Below are 14,869 nucleotides of genomic sequence, written 5' to 3' on the forward strand. Positions count from 1 at the left end.
AATTGATAGGATACATATTGACCACAATATATTGTTTTAGGGGGAAGTCGGCATGAACAAATGGAAGCGATTGCAGATTGTCGCGTTATGGATGGTGTTCTCCTTGCTGGTGGCGGCATGCGGCGGTAACGGAAGCACCAACTCAAGCACGGAAAGCACAACCTCAACCAAGAACAATACACAGGCCGAAAGCGGTTCGGCGGCGGAAAATGTCAAGCTGCGGATTATGTGGTGGGGTTCGCAGCCGCGTCACGAAGCTACACTGAAGGCATTGGAGGTATATACGGAGAAAAATCCGCACGTAACCTTCGAGCCTGAATATTCCGGGATGGACGGTTACCTGGATAAACTCTCCACGCAGGCAGCGGCGCATAACGAGCCGGATATTTTCCAAATGGACCCGGGCTGGGTTTCGGACTGGACATCCCGCAACCAACTCGAAGAGCTCGACACCAAGGTTAAACTGGATGAATTGACGCCGAGCCTGCTGCCGATCGGGCAGAGAGACGGCAAGCAATATGGCGTGCCGCTGGGATCGGTTGCTTTTGGGATGATCTACGACAAGGCGGCTCTTGAGAAGCTGGGCGCAACGATGCCGACAGACGGCTGGACCTGGGATGATTTCTTCGCATTGGCGGAAGAGGTAAAGCCTAAACTGGCGGAAGGCCAATATTTCACGCTGGATTATGCCGGCAACTACTTTATGTTCAGTGCGTATCACTATGCCAAGGGTAAAGGTACCTTGATTACGGAAGACGGCAAATTCAATATTGATGAAGCGACTTTCCTGGAATGGACCAAGAAGTTTGAACAGCTGCGCAAGGACGGACTTATACCTCCAGCCGATTTGAACGCATCCGACAAGGAAATGGATCCGACGGCAGACCTGCTGGTCAACGGCAAGATCTTATTCCGCTACTCCTTCTCCAATAACTACACCACATGGGACAGCATGAAGGAAGGGGCGTACGATCTGGTCACGATGCCGCGGGCCGAGGAAGCGGGAGGCTGGCTGAAGCCGTCCATGTACTTCAGTCTTTCGCCTAATTCCAAGCACAAGGAAGAAGCGGCAAAGTTCATCGACTGGTTCATCAATGATCCGGAGGCAGGGGCTATCCTTGGAACCGCTCGTGGTGTGCCTGCCAATGCCAAGATCGCCGAGTCGCTCATTCCGAATCTTCCGGAGGGCGAAAAGGTCGGGATGAAACTGATTGACGCAACGACGCCGGACGGACAGATATTTACGACAGGGCCGGAAGGATGGGTGAACTTCATCGACAAAGACTTCCCGCTCGTCCGGGATGAGCTGAGCTTCGGCAGAACAACACCGGAGAAGGCCTATGAATCGTTGAAGAAGGCCGCGCAGGAATATGAATAGATCATATAAAATGAGATGAGAACTAGATGGATGCAAGCAAGGGAGTAAAATGATTCCGAAGAAACGGAAGTGGTCGCCTTTGTGACCGGATTTTTACCGCTTAATATAAAATCCAAAAATCCGGGAGCAACAGCGATCGTAGGAACATTTTACGTACTTGCCCTGCATCCAAATCATTATTTCAGCTTATAGTTTCCGGTCTATTCCCGGTTTACGTCATGCCTAAGCGGTTTTATCGCCGATCGGGCATGGCGTATTACCGTTAATGTGAGGCATTGCCTTTTTGCAAATAAGAAGGAGGATCTTCAGATGTGGAAGATAGGAATCGTTGATGACGACCGCGCCGTGCTGCAGGGAATCCGAAAAGCCATCCCTTGGGATGAACTGAATGCAGAGTGGGCGGGAGAAGCTTTGAACGGGGAAGAAGGGCTTGAAATGATTGAATCGGCCAGCCCCGACATCGTGATTACCGATTTATATATGCCTGTCATGAATGGTCTGGATATGATCGAGCAGCTGCGGAAGAATACCGGCTATTCAGGAAAAGTGATCATTCTGAGTGGTTACTCGGACTTTGAGTATGCCCGTCAAGCCTTGCGTCTGAACGTGAGCGATTACTTATCCAAGCCGATCAGCCTTCCGACGCTGAAGTCTGTTTTAAATGAAGCCATATCCGATTTGGAGGAGCAGGAAGAGCTGCGCATGAAGCAGGATGAACTGCTCCAGAAGCTGCAGCTTTACGAGCCCTTCGTGGAGAAGGAGTGGGTCAAATCGGCCGCAGCAGGTGCACTGCAACATTCAGGTCTCCAAACGGAAATCCCGGAGCCTTATCGGTATTGGTCCGATTTCGATCATACGGTCATTGGCATCGAGCTGATCTCCGATCAACGGGCAGCTAATCTAAGCTTGCCGGACTGGAGCCTCCTTCGATTTGCAATCAGCAATATGGTGTGCGAAATTACCCAGGCGGCATTCCCCCGCTTCGACCATACGGATCTCCACACCAACCGCTCCGTGGTCATTATTCATCATGATCGAACGGAGTCTGCCGAGCGAGTGCGGCAGCAGCTGGAGCAGCTGGGTGTCCGATTAATCGACTGTGTGCAGAACTACTTGAAGCTGAAGCTCCGAATCGGCATCGGTGATCGTAAGAGCAGTATAAGGGAAATCGGTATCTCGACAGAAGAAGCCTTTCGTGCGATCGATGTGAATACGCAGCCGGCGGTTCCGGAGTATGAGCTGTATGTCTACTGTGCACAGGAGCCGGGCAATGCAGAGGCCAAGCCTCCCGTGCGTCCTGTTAAGCTTTACCTGGAGCTGGCCGGTTCGATTCGAACTTCGCAAGAACATCAAGCACAAACGATCATCAGGGACTATATGAAGCGATTGGAACAGCAAGAGGGCATCACCAAACCATATGTCAGCATGCTGGCAGGGGAACTGTGGGGAATTATCGCTTTCGCTTTCTATGAGACGGGGACCGTCGTTGACGATTTCTTCCCAAATGACAGCATTACGCGCGAAATAGCGAAGCTGCAGCGTCCATCCGAGCTTGCGGAATGGCTGATCACCAAGATCGGGCTCGTGTTCGGCAGTCGCGAATGGGGCGGGAACGGAAAGCACCGCCAGGCTGTCGACTTTATGATCGAGTACATTCACGAGCACTATGCCGAAGATCTCACGCTTGGGGGACTGGCGGATAAGGTATATATTTCGAGAAACTACTTGTCGATGATTTTTAAGAATTTGACGGGAGAAACGTTCAACAATTATTTGACCAGAGTGCGGGTCGAGAAGGCCCGTGAGCTGCTGATGGAGAAAAATGCATTGGTGTACCAAGTGGCAGAACAGGTCGGATATAAAAACATTCCGTATTTCAGCACGGTATTTAAGAAATTCACGGGCATGAATCCGACGGAGCTCGTGAAATGATCATGAGGAGGCATTATGAACAGCAGTTATGATCCGGCATGGTTGCAGGTTGATGGGAGCTCGCTGAAGCATGCTGCGGCAATCAAGCCGCTGGAAAGCTATTTGGGCAAGATCGTGACCGCGCAGGCGGTTTCTTCGCAAGTATTTCGTACAGCGATTGAGGAGTTGACCACAGGCATTGCTCTGCTGACAGGTGAGCAGCCCTTACTTCGTGAAGAGATGGATACTGGCCGCTGCTTGATCGCAGGGACGCTGGGGAGCATTGAAAGGACTTTGCTTGACGGCTCGCGGGAAGCCGAGGAAGCCGGACGTGTGGGAGATGAAGGCTACATCATACGTCGCGTCGTAAGAGGAGACCAGGATTACATATTCATTGCAGGAGGATCGGACAGGGGACTTCTGTACGGGGTCTTTCATTTTATGCGTCTGCTGCAGACGGGCCAAGCGAACGAAGCGCTTGATCTGATCGAACATCCGAAGTACCGGCTTCGCATGGTGAATCAGTGGGACAATATGGACGGAACCATTGAGCGCGGATATGCGGGCCGATCGATATTTTATAAGGACAATGCAATTGTCTCCGATCTGACTCGTGTCCGGGCGTACGCCAGAATGCTGGCCTCTGTCGGGATTAACGGAATCACGATCAATAATGTGAATGTGCATCAGACCGAGACGAAGCTGATCACGCCTCAATTGCTACCGGATGTGGCACGCGTAGCGGATGTGTTCCGCGATTACGGCATCAGCCTCTACCTCAGCGTGAACTTTGCTGCGCCGATCGAGCTGGGGGATATGTCCACGGCTGACCCGTTAGAACCGGCCGTTCAGAATTGGTGGAAGCAGACAGCGGCCGATATTTACCGAACCATTCCTGACTTTGGCGGATTTCTGGTCAAGGCAGACTCGGAGAACCGTCCCGGCCCGTTTACTTATGGACGCCATCATGCGGATGGAGCCAATATGCTGGCAGAAGCGCTGGAGCCTTACGGCGGACTCGTCTTATGGAGATGCTTCGTGTACGATTGCCATCAGGATTGGCGGGATCGCCAGACGGACCGCGCCCGAGCCGCATATGATCATTTCAAACCGCTGGACGGGAAATTCAAGGACAATGTGATCCTGCAGATCAAGAACGGTCCGATGGATTTTCAGGTCAGAGAGCCGGTATCGCCATTGTTTGGAGCGATGGAGCGAACGAATCAACTGCTGGAATTTCAGATTACGCAGGAGTATACGGGACAGCAAAGGCATGTATGCTATTTGATTCCGCAATGGAAAGAGGTGCTGGAATTCGATACGCTATGCCAAGGGGAGGGCAGCAAGGTCAAAGATATTGTGGCCGGACAAGTGTATCCCTATCAGCACAGCGGCATAACAGCCGTGTCCAATATTGGGGATGACCTCAACTGGACCGGTCACTACCTTGCCCAGTCCAATCTTTACGGCTATGGCCGCTTGCTGTGGAATCCGGAGCTGACGGCGGAGGAAATCGGCGAGGAATGGACCCGGATGACCTTTGGACCCGATCCGGATGTGACGAGGAACGTGATGGACATTCTGATGGAATCGTGGCCGGTCTACGAGAATTATACCTCTCCGCTTGGCGTGGGCTGGATGGTCGTGCCGCATGTTCACTACGGCCCTGACGTGGACGGCTATGAATACTCCAAATGGGGAACGTATCATTTCGCGGACCGCGACGGGATCGGCGTTGACAGGACGCAGGCGACGGGAACGGGGTACGCCGGCCAATATATTGGCGCCAATGCGTCGATATATGAACGACTGGAGACTTGCCCGGATGAATTGCTGTTATTTTTCCACCATGTTCCATATACTCATGTGTTAAAGTCCGGCAAGACGGTCATTCAGCATATTTATGACACTCATTTTGCAGGGGTCGAGCAGGTGGAGCGGTGGCTCGCACGCTGGGATGCCTTGGAGCCTAAGCTTGATCGGCAGCGCTTCCTGCATGTTAAACAGCGCTTGCTGGAACAACTGGAGAGTGCAAAGGAATGGCGCGATGTCATCAATACGTATTTTTATCGAAAATCGGGGATAGCAGATGAGCATCATCGCGTGATTTATTCGTAGGGGGAGGGGCCTTGAATTTCAACCTTGGTTGGAATTCGGGGTCTTTTTTGTTGTGGGTGTAAGATAGGAAAGAATTGATCATAAAGCTCAAAGAAGAGTCGTAGGGATACTTTGTCGCTCAAAGTTCAAAGGAGTCGTTGGAAGAACTTGCAGATATGCTTGCGGTTAGCCGGCCGTTAAACAAGTCATTGAGAAGCTAGGTTTAACGAGTGATAAAGTTTTAGAGTTTTATGATGAAATTAAGGAGAAGTACGGGAAGGGAGGCAAAAAACTGATGAATGCTGCGATCCCGATACACATAAGAGGATTAAACAACATAAAGATTTGGTTCCCTGTAATTCGTATTAATAACAGGTCATTGGTAATGATGGTGAAGTTAAAGAATAATCTACAATGATTCTATAGAAGGGATTCATAGATTTCTGGCGAATGGATGTATATGTTGACGAGGATCGTCGATTGATGTTCTGAAACGATTAAGAGGAGTTTGATAATTTAAAATGAATCGCCCTTGCTAGTGCAATCGCTTGAAGGCGCTTATTCTCAACATCATATAAGAACGGAGCTTCAACATGATAAAGAAATTAATGTCGATGTTCAAGTCCAACACTCCAGATAAAAAGCCTACCCAACCTAGTAAAACCAAGACATCCAGCAGCAAACCTAAGCCTAAAGTTCGGCCAACCCGTATCGGAGAGCTGGGAGAGCATAAGATTAACATTCAGCTAGATCAGCTCCCTAAAGGGTGTAAATACGTAAGTGATTTAATGGTGGCAAATCCGAAGTCTCGTACCGGGTATTCGCAGATCGACCACGTGGTCATTACCCCGCAAGGAATATTTGTAATCGAGACAAAGAACTACAACGGAGAGATTAAGGGGACCAGAAACAATAAATCTTGGACAGTGAGCAACCGGTTTAAAATGTACAACCCGTTTATGCAGAATTACGGTCATATTCAAGCAATTAAAAGCTTACTCCCCGACTACCAAGAGAGTCGATATATATCACTCGTTTCTTTCACGATGCGTTGCCGATTTAGTGTTGACCCTGAGCTAAGAAAAATTCAATCGGACGAGCTGATCGTGTACGACGTTGAACTGTCCGAATATATCCAGCGTAAAATGAACCGGATTCAAGCCGAGAAGACGGAACCGGTTCTAACAGAGTCGGATATTCAGAAGTTCTATCAATCATTGAATGTAGCGAATATCACTGATCCGAAGATTCGGGATGAGCATGTAGAGAAGGCCAGTAGTGTTGAGAGGGCGAAAAAATAGTCGAAAAATAATTGCCGCTCTGCTGTATAGTCCCATCGTCAAAATTAGACTCCAGGCGATGAACTTAAGCATTTTCCTACTATAAATATTAAAAATATAGGGGGTATTATGGATAAGATTAAACTTTTAATTGCTTGCATCTTAACGTTTTTAATCATGATTTTAAGTTTAAGGGTAGGATATTTAAATCTTAATCCTCCCATACCAGCAACTGGACCAGTAGGTGAGCCACCTGAACCTGATTCAGGAAATGCAATTTTATATTTTATAGTTTCCGGTTTCTCGTTCATTGCCCTGATCATCTTTATTTATAAGCTCCTTAGAAAGTGACGTCGCTTGAAATTTGAATGGGTGACTATTTTTTGTTCAATGCTAGGTCAATCGTAAAGCAGAAAAAAAGACACCAAGTCCTAAGCAGACCTCGTGCCCTCGAATCAACGGATTCATATTGTTCGTCGTACTTCTTGTTATTTCACGAATGTGTCCGGCAGCCTCAGGGAAACGACAGCCTTGCCAGTATCCTGCAACCCCGAATCACTTAGAAATTGCTCGCGAAGCTCTTTTTTATTTTTGCCTAATGCATACTTAACACTAATATCTACGACATTGCCATGCGAACGAAATGCGGGGAATTGGTCCAACGAAAAAACAACCGCATTCGCTTGATAAGTCTTCGAATCATCAGCCCCGCAAGGAGACTTGGAATCATCCGTGCATAGGTTTACGGTAATGGGAAGGTGCCGCGGGTTGTTCTTAACTATTTCCCCATTGATGGAGCCGTCGATGTACTGGATGCTGATTTCCCGATCCTTCCTCGTATTCTCGACCGCGGAAACGACATACAGCCGATCTGGAACGGCTTGATTATTCTGATTGACGGCATCTTTCACCAAGAAAACGTATTGGTAGCGGATGCTGATATTTTCTTCGATCTCCGAGATTTCGGTCAAAGGTTCCGTGTTCACGGATCCTGCGGATTTAATCCCTTCCAAATCATAGATTACGCTTAATATCGATTCGGGGTCCGTGTTCAGCGGGACAGTTTGTTTGACGGACGTGCTGCAACCGGTAAAAAGGGCAGCGAAGGCCATGAAGATGGCTATGAGATATCGGTTCTTTTTGCGAATCACGCCTTTCCCAATCCTCCTTACAACGGCATGTACAATCATGGTTAATATATGAAGCTATCAAAACTAAGTTAATGGAATTCATTGTATAATGCAAGCTAGACGATACGTAGGGACGGGCGAAAGTGAAGACGGATCAAAAATCCTTAATGGCCTGCGTGAAAAGTTACCTTTAATTGAAAGCCAAATCCAGAACTTGAAGATCCATCACAACTTTCTGCATGGACCGTCCGATTGATATTATGAACATGAAAAAAAGGACACCAAGTCCTAAGCAGACCTCGTGCCCTCGAAGGGTAGCATATTGGAATTATTACACCGAGCAATGCTCGAAGCTCACCGCTCCTCTAGCCTTCCTCAAGCGGCTTCACTTCAACGTCCTCACATCCACCGTATTGGGCAGGACATCCACTTCATTCGGAATAATCCCTTTATCAAACATATAATCGGCGACCGCTTGCCAACGTTGGCGTACGGTGTCATCAATCGGGTCAAACGGGAATAAAGAGCCTTCTAGCTGCTGACGAGCGACGGGTTCGGAGACGCCTTGGATGTCCTGAATTAATTGGACGGTGTGATCGACGTCGTCGGATAGAAGAGAGGACTCTTCATTCAAGCCTTCGAACACATCATGGACGAGTTCAGGATGCTCCTTCAGGAAGCCGTTTCGCACAATATACACCGTATCATTATCGGAATCGATATCGCCTGCGGAAATGACCAGCTCTGCACCGAAGTCGACAAGCGCCACGGCCGTGAACGAACCCCATGTCGCCCAAGCGTCGACTTGCCCGCTCTCAAAGGCGGGTCCCGCTTCCGTTGGCGGAAGATAGACAATCTCGACTTCGCTTGCATCGAGTCCGCCTTTCTCCAGCGCTTTATATAGTAAGTATTCGCCCGTGCCGCCGCGGTTGACGGCGATCTTTTTACCCCGGAGATCAGAAGGACCCTTGAAGCCGGCTTCCGGCTTGGCTACAATGCCTTGATTATCTTGATCGCCAGGCTGCTTCGTAAAAATCGTAAATTCCGAAGAGCCTCCGACAAGTGCGCTGATGGCTGCCGTAATGGAGCCGATCGTAATATCGATCGAACCGGCGTTTAACGCCTCGATCGCTGGCGACATGGCGGCGAAACCGCCGGTCTTTTCAATGCTCGCCCCGGCTGCTTCCAGCCTTTTATACAGCGGCCCGCCTTCCTCGGATAAACTTAATGGCTGGGCACTGCGCAGTATGCCAAGACGAACGGGTACGGCGTCATCCTCAGCAGTGGCTTGTTTCGCTTGGCCGGCGTTACCGCAAGCCGATAACGTAACTAACAGAATTACTAATAGTACATGTAAGCTTATTTTTCGCATAGGACACTTCCCTTTTCGCCGGATCATTTAGTGGATGTTATGAGCCCACGTGAAGACCTTCTCCTGTTCTTCTTGTTTCGGTGTGGTCACAGCCTGACGGTTATCGAGTAGATGGGGCAGGATGTATTCTCCGACACGGTAAGCTTCTTCAAGCAGTGGAACGCCGGAGAAAATAAACGTTGAAATGCCCGCATCCTGATACTCTCTTAAGCGCGCCAGAACGGTTGCCGGACTGCCAACGATCGTTGTGCCCGGACCTGGTCGTACCAGACTCATCCCGGCCCATAAATCCGGATAAATTTCGAGCTCCCTCGCGTCTTTAGGAATTTGGCCGTTGTGATTGCGTAGCATGCGCTGCTGCCCCACCGAATCGCTGTTTCGCAGAACGTTTTGCATATGCTCCACGGTGTGCGGATCCATCGTCTTAAGCAGCCGATCCGCTTCTTGCCATGCTTCTTCATCCGTATCGCGCACGATCAGATACAGCCGGATGCCATACCGCATCGTACGGCCTTGCTCGGCAGCTAAAGCTTGAAGATCTTTGATCTTCTCGGCAACTTGCGGAGGCGTTTCGCCCCAGCTCAGGTACGTATCGATATGCTTGGCTGCCGTGAGGTGAGCCGCTTGCGACGATCCGCCGAACCATAGGGGCGGCGTTGGCTTCTGCGTGGAAGAGAGCTGCAAAGCTTTGCCTTCGGCCGTAATATACTTGCCATGGAAATCCAGGCTTTCTCCGGCCACCGCTTGTTTCCACACCTGAATCCATTCTTCCGTGTAGGCATAACGTTCATCATGCCCAAGCGTTGATCCATAAGCGCGCATCTGCGCCGTGTTCCCGTTCACGATGTTTAATAGGACGCGTCCTCCGGAGAAATCATCGAAGGTTTGCGCCATTTTCGCGGCGAGCACGGGGGAAATCAGCGGCGGATGCACAGCGATGAGAAAACGCATGTTGTTCGTGCTGGAAATCAGGGAGGAGCCAAGCACCCACGTATCATGCGGGCCCGTTGCCAGCAATGCGCCGGTAAATCCCAATTGGTCGACAGCCGAGGCAATCTGCCTCAGGTAAGGCAAATCGATTTTGCGTGCACCCTCCGTTGACCAAGGACTGCGGCCATCCGGCGCGGTTAAATACCAGTACACTTCAATGTTCTCGTTATGTGCAGCCATTCTATTCTCCTCCAATTTCTACGGGTGCAGGTAACACGGCATCTGAAACGACAATTTCTTTCGGCAAAATGTGCTGGCGTGCTAACAGATCGGCCACCCGCTGCTGTTCAGATATGAATTCCTCGGTAATCGGCTGCAGCCCCCAAGGTCTCCGCCGAAGCGCAGCTTCCCATGAATCCACGGAAGGCCAATCGGGCAAGTCCCGTGCAAACAGCTCTGCCGCTTCGCGCGTGTTGTCTTGAATCCATTGATCTGCTTCCTGCAGCGCTTCAACTACGGCCTGGAGCAGCTGCGGCTGATTCGTCGCGAAATCCCGGCTGGCAAACCATACGGAACGGTGAGAGATATGCGACTCAAGCGGCACCAGCGTGCGAACGAGACCTTTGTTATGCAGCTCCGTCAGCTGCGGATCGTTGCCGACCCAAGCCTCCACTTCGCCGGCCAGCAGTGCCTTTGCCCCCTCATTGCCTATATCCGCACGGGCGACATCATCATATAGAAGGCCTGCCTTATCGAGGGCGGTTGCCAGAAAACTCGTATGCCAGGACCCTTCGGACAGCGCAATGCGCAAGCCTTTCAAATCCGCAACGGATTGAACCGGCGATTCCTTGCGCACGACTAAGGCGCCGCTGGCTGTACGAGGATTCGATACCGCAACGTACACAATATCGATTCCCGAAGCCTGCGCGGTTAAGGGCGGCGTAGACCCTGTACCTCCGAAGTCGATTTCGCCGGAAGCAATCCGCAGTGGCGTCCTTGCTCCGTCGGTGTAATCAACCCAAGCAACGGTTGCGTTAAGATCTTTAAGAAGCTCTTCCAAAAAGCCTAAGCGCCGCAATACGAATAACGAATGATTATTAGGATGAACGCCGATGGTTACGTCTGCTTTCGTTTGAGTCATGTGAGGGACACTCCTTTGGCAATGTTTTGTTCAGCTGCGGCTAACGGTTCTGGCAAAATCCAGTCCCATATATTCACGGGATTCGGGAGGAAACCATGCTCGAACAGGAACCTGCTCTGGGCATCAAGTGCCCTTAAATAGTCTTCACGCAGTGCCGGTCGAAGGGAAATATTGCGATAAGCGGAAGCTACATATTCGGAGGAAGCGCCGGTTTCCTTCGTAACGACCCGAATGAAATCCTCGGGATGATCTTTGGACCAATCGGCGGCGCGAAGCAGAGAGGTGAGAATATGTTCCACGATATGCTCCTGCTCCGTTAAAGCCGTATCGACCGTTACAGTTCGGGGCACGCCATTGTTGACTCGCACCAGCGGATCCGGATGGAACCCGAGCTCGATCACTTCCTTCAGGCCGACCGTACGGGCGGCCTCCAGCCCGGTAGCTCCTTTGACAAAAACAGCATCGATTTCACGCCGCTGCAGCGCCTCGATTTCGGTATTCCACGAATCCCGTCTTCCTTCGCGAACGGCTTCAAGATCAATGATGTTGACGTCATTCAGCGCTAGATTCGCAAGCGAGAGGGCATTATGAAAACCGCGAAGCGCTTGGGCCGCCCGAAAATCGATCTCTAAATAACGATGACGAGGAATTCCGATTCGTTTTCCGCGGAGATCGCCAGGCTCCTGAATATCCGAGTCGGGAAGGGTAAGGATGGCTTGATATTCATCGACCCAGCTTAGTCCGATCAGCCGCGTATCGCTTCCAGTTGAGCGTGCCCATAAAGCAGGGATGTTGCCGCCTTCCCGCACCAGGAATGGCAAGGTGTGATTAAAATGCGCATCAGGCAAAGCTTGACGGGTGTCTCTCGTTAGTTCAGCTGCCGTACATCCGGACTTTTCAAGCTCTTGATTAAGAAGCCCGAGGTCAAGGGCCAAACTGGCTGCTGTCGGAACGGGGCAGCGGGTAATCCTAATTTCTTTTACGATTTCTTGCGGACTATCGATGTTGGGCATGCTTTCTGGGCTCCTTTCTTTTTCTAGATATCAGAAAGTATAAACTTCGGAGAATCTGCTGCCTGATATCGTAAGGAAAACTACCGCTAAACGCGGTCTGTCTTCTTTGAAAGTACGTCGATAGACGTTTTTCTTACGATTTCACGTCCGGTCAAACGCTCGCTTGTGATCCACCTCCTTCAAGAAATGGTGATCGAAATCCCCTCCCAAGCGGAATGGTGTCAGACACCTATGAACCTTTCTTTAATGGATAGGGGAGGTCTTCTGCTTCATGCCGGCTTGCCACTTCGGTTATGCCCAAGACCCGTTTCAGGATGTGATCGATGAATGCGGCCACTTCGGCATTTCCCCGTTGACGGGGGCGCGGGAAAGGGACGGCTCGATCCATCGCGATCCGGCCTTCCTCAATGAGGACCACGCGATCGGCCAAGACGACAGCCTCTTCGACATCGTGCGTAATTAAAACGGTCGTAAATGGCTGCTGCTGCCATAGCGATTCGATTAATTGCTGCATTTCAATACGGGTCAATGCATCCAACGCGCCTAAAGGCTCATCGAGCAGCAATAATTTAGGTTGGCTGGCTAACGCTCTGGCTAAGGCGACGCGCTGCTTCTGACCGCCGGAGAGCACGGACGGCCATTCATTGGCCCGAGCACCGAGCCCAACCTGATCTAAAGCGGCTTCGGCTTTATGACGGTCTTCTTTTCGGAGTCCGATCGCTACATTATCGATGACCTTATTCCAGGGCAGCAGCCTGGCGTCTTGAAACATCATCCGGGTTTCGGCATGAATATGGTGGACCGGATGGTCATTGATCCATATGCCTCCCGACGTGGCGGGCTCCAATCCGGCGATCACGCGCAATAGCGTGCTTTTCCCGCAGCCGCTTCGCCCGATGATGGCTATGAACTCTCCCGGCTTCACGTCCAGCTCAATGCCTCGAAGTACAGGCTGTTCGCCAAAGCTTTTCTGTAATTGGGTTATACGAAGATGCACACCATGGGTAGAGGATTTCAGGGTCGACACATCCTTTCAGAGCTTAGTTGTGATAATTCGGGTTCCATCGTAAGAACCGCTTCTCTAAGAGCTTAGCGATGGAATCGGCCAGCTTTCCAAATAAGGCATACAGCACAATGGTCAGCAGAATGATATCGGTTTGCATGTATTCTCTTGCATTCATGGCCAGAAAGCCGATGCCCGAATTCGTAGCAATCGTTTCGGATACGATCAGGGTCAACCACATGATGCCTAAAGCGTAGCGGAGTCCGACTAAAATGGAAGGCAGGGCGCCAGGCAGAACGATTTTCCAGAAGAGCGAAGCGGTGCGCAGTCCGTATACGCTGCCCATTTCGATCAATCCGTTGTCCACGGAGCGGATGCCGTGCAAGGTATTGATGTAGACCGGAAATAACACGCCAACCGCGACCAAGAATATTTTCGACTCTTCGCCAATACCAAACCATAGAACGACTAGGGGAATCATCGCCAGATGAGGAACATTGCGTACCATTTGAATCGTGGTATCCAACAATTTTTCGGCGATGGACGATAAGCCGTTGATAAAGCCCAGTACAAGACCGATCCCCCCGCCGATTAAGAAACCAATGAACGCTCTTTGGAAACTGATGGCGATGTGTTCGATTAACTTTCCAGATAACAGCAAATCCCTGAAAGAAAATAAAACGTCTTGAGGCAGAGGGAGGATTTTCCTCGAAATCACGTCAAGATTGGATAATATAGCCCACACAACGATCAGTAAGATGGGGAGAACCCAAGGCAAACATTTTCCGATGATGGGATTGGACATGAGCTTTCTCATCACTTCAACTCACCTAGCCTTCAAAAATAGGATCAAAAGAAAAAGGCCACAACGCCAGCACAATATCTGCTGAGGCTGTGACCTCCATTTGAATGGTCGGTATCATTTAATGTTTAATAATTCCTATAAGTTTAATATGGATTTGATTATACTTCCCGATTTTGGTTTCGTCAACCGGAAATATGCGAGTCTATAGTCTATGGAAGAGGCTATGTTAAAATATGGCGTAATGTATATTCTCCCATACGGAAAATACGTTCTTAATTGAAGTGATATATAGGAGTGTTTCATATTAACAAAAAAATAGCCCTATTGTATGCTGTTCTTGTTGCTTCCCTCCTAACTTCCTGTTCGCCAAGAAACCCGGATCGAATAGAAGAACCCGGCTCGTTGGAGATGGCAAATATCTATTTGTACCGTAACGATACCCATCGCGTTCAACCCGAACTGATCAATGTTCAAAGTGACCCTGATTTGCTGAGGAATGCCGCACAATGGGCACGGAGTGGAGAACCCGAACAACTGCCCAATATTCAAGAAATTAAACAAATGTATGTCTTTCAGTTTCAATTTCGCAACGGAGATACGATCCAAGATGTCTTTTATATGTATGTTACCGACACGAGTAATGAGCAGTACATGAAGGAATTTGAAGGGAGTCTTAAAAAAGATACGGACACATTTGATGCTTCCGAAAAAGAACGGATACTAAATATAGTCGGACTTGAAGGCTGGAAAAGGGTTTCAGCATCAGACTTATTCAATTCATGATTGTTAGATTGAATAAATTAGATTGT

General features: G+C 49.8%; 13 protein-coding genes. 5 read left to right on the forward strand and 8 right to left on the reverse strand.

Translation table 11 applies throughout. The annotated features are described in order from the left end of the window. The first annotated feature begins 52 nt into the window (after positions 1 to 52). The 4 genes from P0X86_RS05750 (at position 53) to P0X86_RS05765 (ending at position 6,687) form a co-directional block, all read left to right on the forward strand. Positions 53 to 1,378: an ABC transporter substrate-binding protein gene (locus tag P0X86_RS05750; protein ID WP_277748045.1), complete on the forward strand. Its 1,326-nt coding sequence runs from the start codon at positions 53 to 55 to the stop codon at positions 1,376 to 1,378. A 309-nt stretch (positions 1,379 to 1,687) separates the two neighbouring features. After that, positions 1,688 to 3,310 carry a response regulator transcription factor gene (locus P0X86_RS05755; protein ID WP_277748046.1) on the forward strand — a complete coding sequence of 541 codons (1,623 nt, stop codon included), beginning with the start codon at positions 1,688 to 1,690 and terminating at the stop codon, positions 3,308 to 3,310. A 15-nt stretch (positions 3,311 to 3,325) separates the two neighbouring features. Then, entirely contained in the window at positions 3,326 to 5,407 is a 2,082-nt protein-coding gene (locus P0X86_RS05760) for an alpha-glucuronidase family glycosyl hydrolase (RefSeq protein ID WP_277748047.1), read from the forward strand. Between the two features lie 572 nt (positions 5,408 to 5,979). Next, on the forward strand, positions 5,980 to 6,687 hold the full coding sequence (locus tag P0X86_RS05765) for a nuclease-related domain-containing protein (protein ID WP_277748048.1): 708 nt from the start codon (positions 5,980 to 5,982) through the stop codon (positions 6,685 to 6,687). A 44-nt stretch (positions 6,688 to 6,731) separates the two neighbouring features. Here P0X86_RS05765 and P0X86_RS05770 read toward each other — a convergent pair whose 3' ends face one another. The 8 genes from P0X86_RS05770 to ssuC form a co-directional block, all read right to left on the reverse strand. Continuing rightward, complete coding sequence (locus P0X86_RS05770) at positions 6,732 to 6,977, reverse strand: hypothetical protein (RefSeq protein WP_277748049.1); 246 nt, start codon at positions 6,975 to 6,977, stop codon at positions 6,732 to 6,734. 177 nt (positions 6,978 to 7,154) lie between these two features. After that, positions 7,155 to 7,817, reverse strand: a complete 663-nt coding sequence (locus tag P0X86_RS05775) for a hypothetical protein (RefSeq protein ID WP_277748050.1) — start codon at positions 7,815 to 7,817, stop codon at positions 7,155 to 7,157. 364 nt (positions 7,818 to 8,181) lie between these two features. Then, positions 8,182 to 9,168: an ABC transporter substrate-binding protein gene (locus P0X86_RS05780; protein ID WP_277748051.1), complete on the reverse strand. Its 987-nt coding sequence runs from the start codon at positions 9,166 to 9,168 to the stop codon at positions 8,182 to 8,184. 27 nt (positions 9,169 to 9,195) lie between these two features. Beyond that, complete coding sequence (locus tag P0X86_RS05785; RefSeq protein WP_277748052.1) at positions 9,196 to 10,338, reverse strand: LLM class flavin-dependent oxidoreductase; 1,143 nt, start codon at positions 10,336 to 10,338, stop codon at positions 9,196 to 9,198. A 1-nt stretch (position 10,339) separates the two neighbouring features. Then, complete coding sequence (locus tag P0X86_RS05790; RefSeq protein ID WP_277748053.1) at positions 10,340 to 11,239, reverse strand: aliphatic sulfonate ABC transporter substrate-binding protein; 900 nt, start codon at positions 11,237 to 11,239, stop codon at positions 10,340 to 10,342. Then, positions 11,236 to 12,252: an ABC transporter substrate-binding protein gene (locus P0X86_RS05795; protein ID WP_277748054.1), complete on the reverse strand. Its 1,017-nt coding sequence runs from the start codon at positions 12,250 to 12,252 to the stop codon at positions 11,236 to 11,238. The genes P0X86_RS05790 and P0X86_RS05795 overlap by 4 nt, the downstream gene beginning before the upstream one ends. Before the next feature lie 229 nt (positions 12,253 to 12,481). Next, positions 12,482 to 13,279, reverse strand: a complete 798-nt coding sequence (locus P0X86_RS05800) for an ATP-binding cassette domain-containing protein (RefSeq protein ID WP_277748055.1) — start codon at positions 13,277 to 13,279, stop codon at positions 12,482 to 12,484. Between the two features lie 13 nt (positions 13,280 to 13,292). Continuing rightward, complete coding sequence (ssuC, locus tag P0X86_RS05805) at positions 13,293 to 14,072, reverse strand: aliphatic sulfonate ABC transporter permease SsuC (RefSeq protein ID WP_213580574.1); 780 nt, start codon at positions 14,070 to 14,072, stop codon at positions 13,293 to 13,295. Positions 14,073 to 14,468: 396 nt separating this feature from the next. On the opposite strand from ssuC, the gene P0X86_RS05810 reads away from it, so the two are divergent. Then, positions 14,469 to 14,843 carry a hypothetical protein gene (locus tag P0X86_RS05810; protein ID WP_277749003.1) on the forward strand — a complete coding sequence of 125 codons (375 nt, stop codon included), beginning with the start codon at positions 14,469 to 14,471 and terminating at the stop codon, positions 14,841 to 14,843. Positions 14,844 to 14,869 lie beyond the last annotated feature (26 nt).

This window comes from Paenibacillus sp. BR1-192 (assembly GCF_029542445.1).
Taxonomy (GTDB): domain Bacteria; phylum Bacillota; class Bacilli; order Paenibacillales; family Paenibacillaceae; genus Paenibacillus_AQ; species Paenibacillus_AQ lautus_A.

Coding starts and splice junctions, on each gene's coding strand:
- P0X86_RS05760 (WP_277748047.1), top strand. CDS start 3,326: ATGAACAGCAGTTATGATCCGGCATGGTTGCAGGTTGATGGGAGCTCG.
- P0X86_RS05765 (WP_277748048.1), top strand. CDS start 5,980: ATGATAAAGAAATTAATGTCGATGTTCAAGTCCAACACTCCAGATAAA.
- P0X86_RS05810 (WP_277749003.1), top strand. CDS start 14,469: ATGGCAAATATCTATTTGTACCGTAACGATACCCATCGCGTTCAACCC.
- ssuC (WP_213580574.1), bottom strand. CDS start 14,072: ATGAGAAAGCTCATGTCCAATCCCATCATCGGAAAATGTTTGCCTTGG.
- P0X86_RS05780 (WP_277748051.1), bottom strand. CDS start 9,168: ATGCGAAAAATAAGCTTACATGTACTATTAGTAATTCTGTTAGTTACG.
- P0X86_RS05790 (WP_277748053.1), bottom strand. CDS start 11,239: ATGACTCAAACGAAAGCAGACGTAACCATCGGCGTTCATCCTAATAAT.
- P0X86_RS05785 (WP_277748052.1), bottom strand. CDS start 10,338: ATGGCTGCACATAACGAGAACATTGAAGTGTACTGGTATTTAACCGCG.
- P0X86_RS05795 (WP_277748054.1), bottom strand. CDS start 12,252: ATGCCCAACATCGATAGTCCGCAAGAAATCGTAAAAGAAATTAGGATT.
- P0X86_RS05755 (WP_277748046.1), top strand. CDS start 1,688: ATGTGGAAGATAGGAATCGTTGATGACGACCGCGCCGTGCTGCAGGGA.
- P0X86_RS05770 (WP_277748049.1), bottom strand. CDS start 6,977: ATGAACGAGAAACCGGAAACTATAAAATATAAAATTGCATTTCCTGAA.
- P0X86_RS05750 (WP_277748045.1), top strand. CDS start 53: ATGAACAAATGGAAGCGATTGCAGATTGTCGCGTTATGGATGGTGTTC.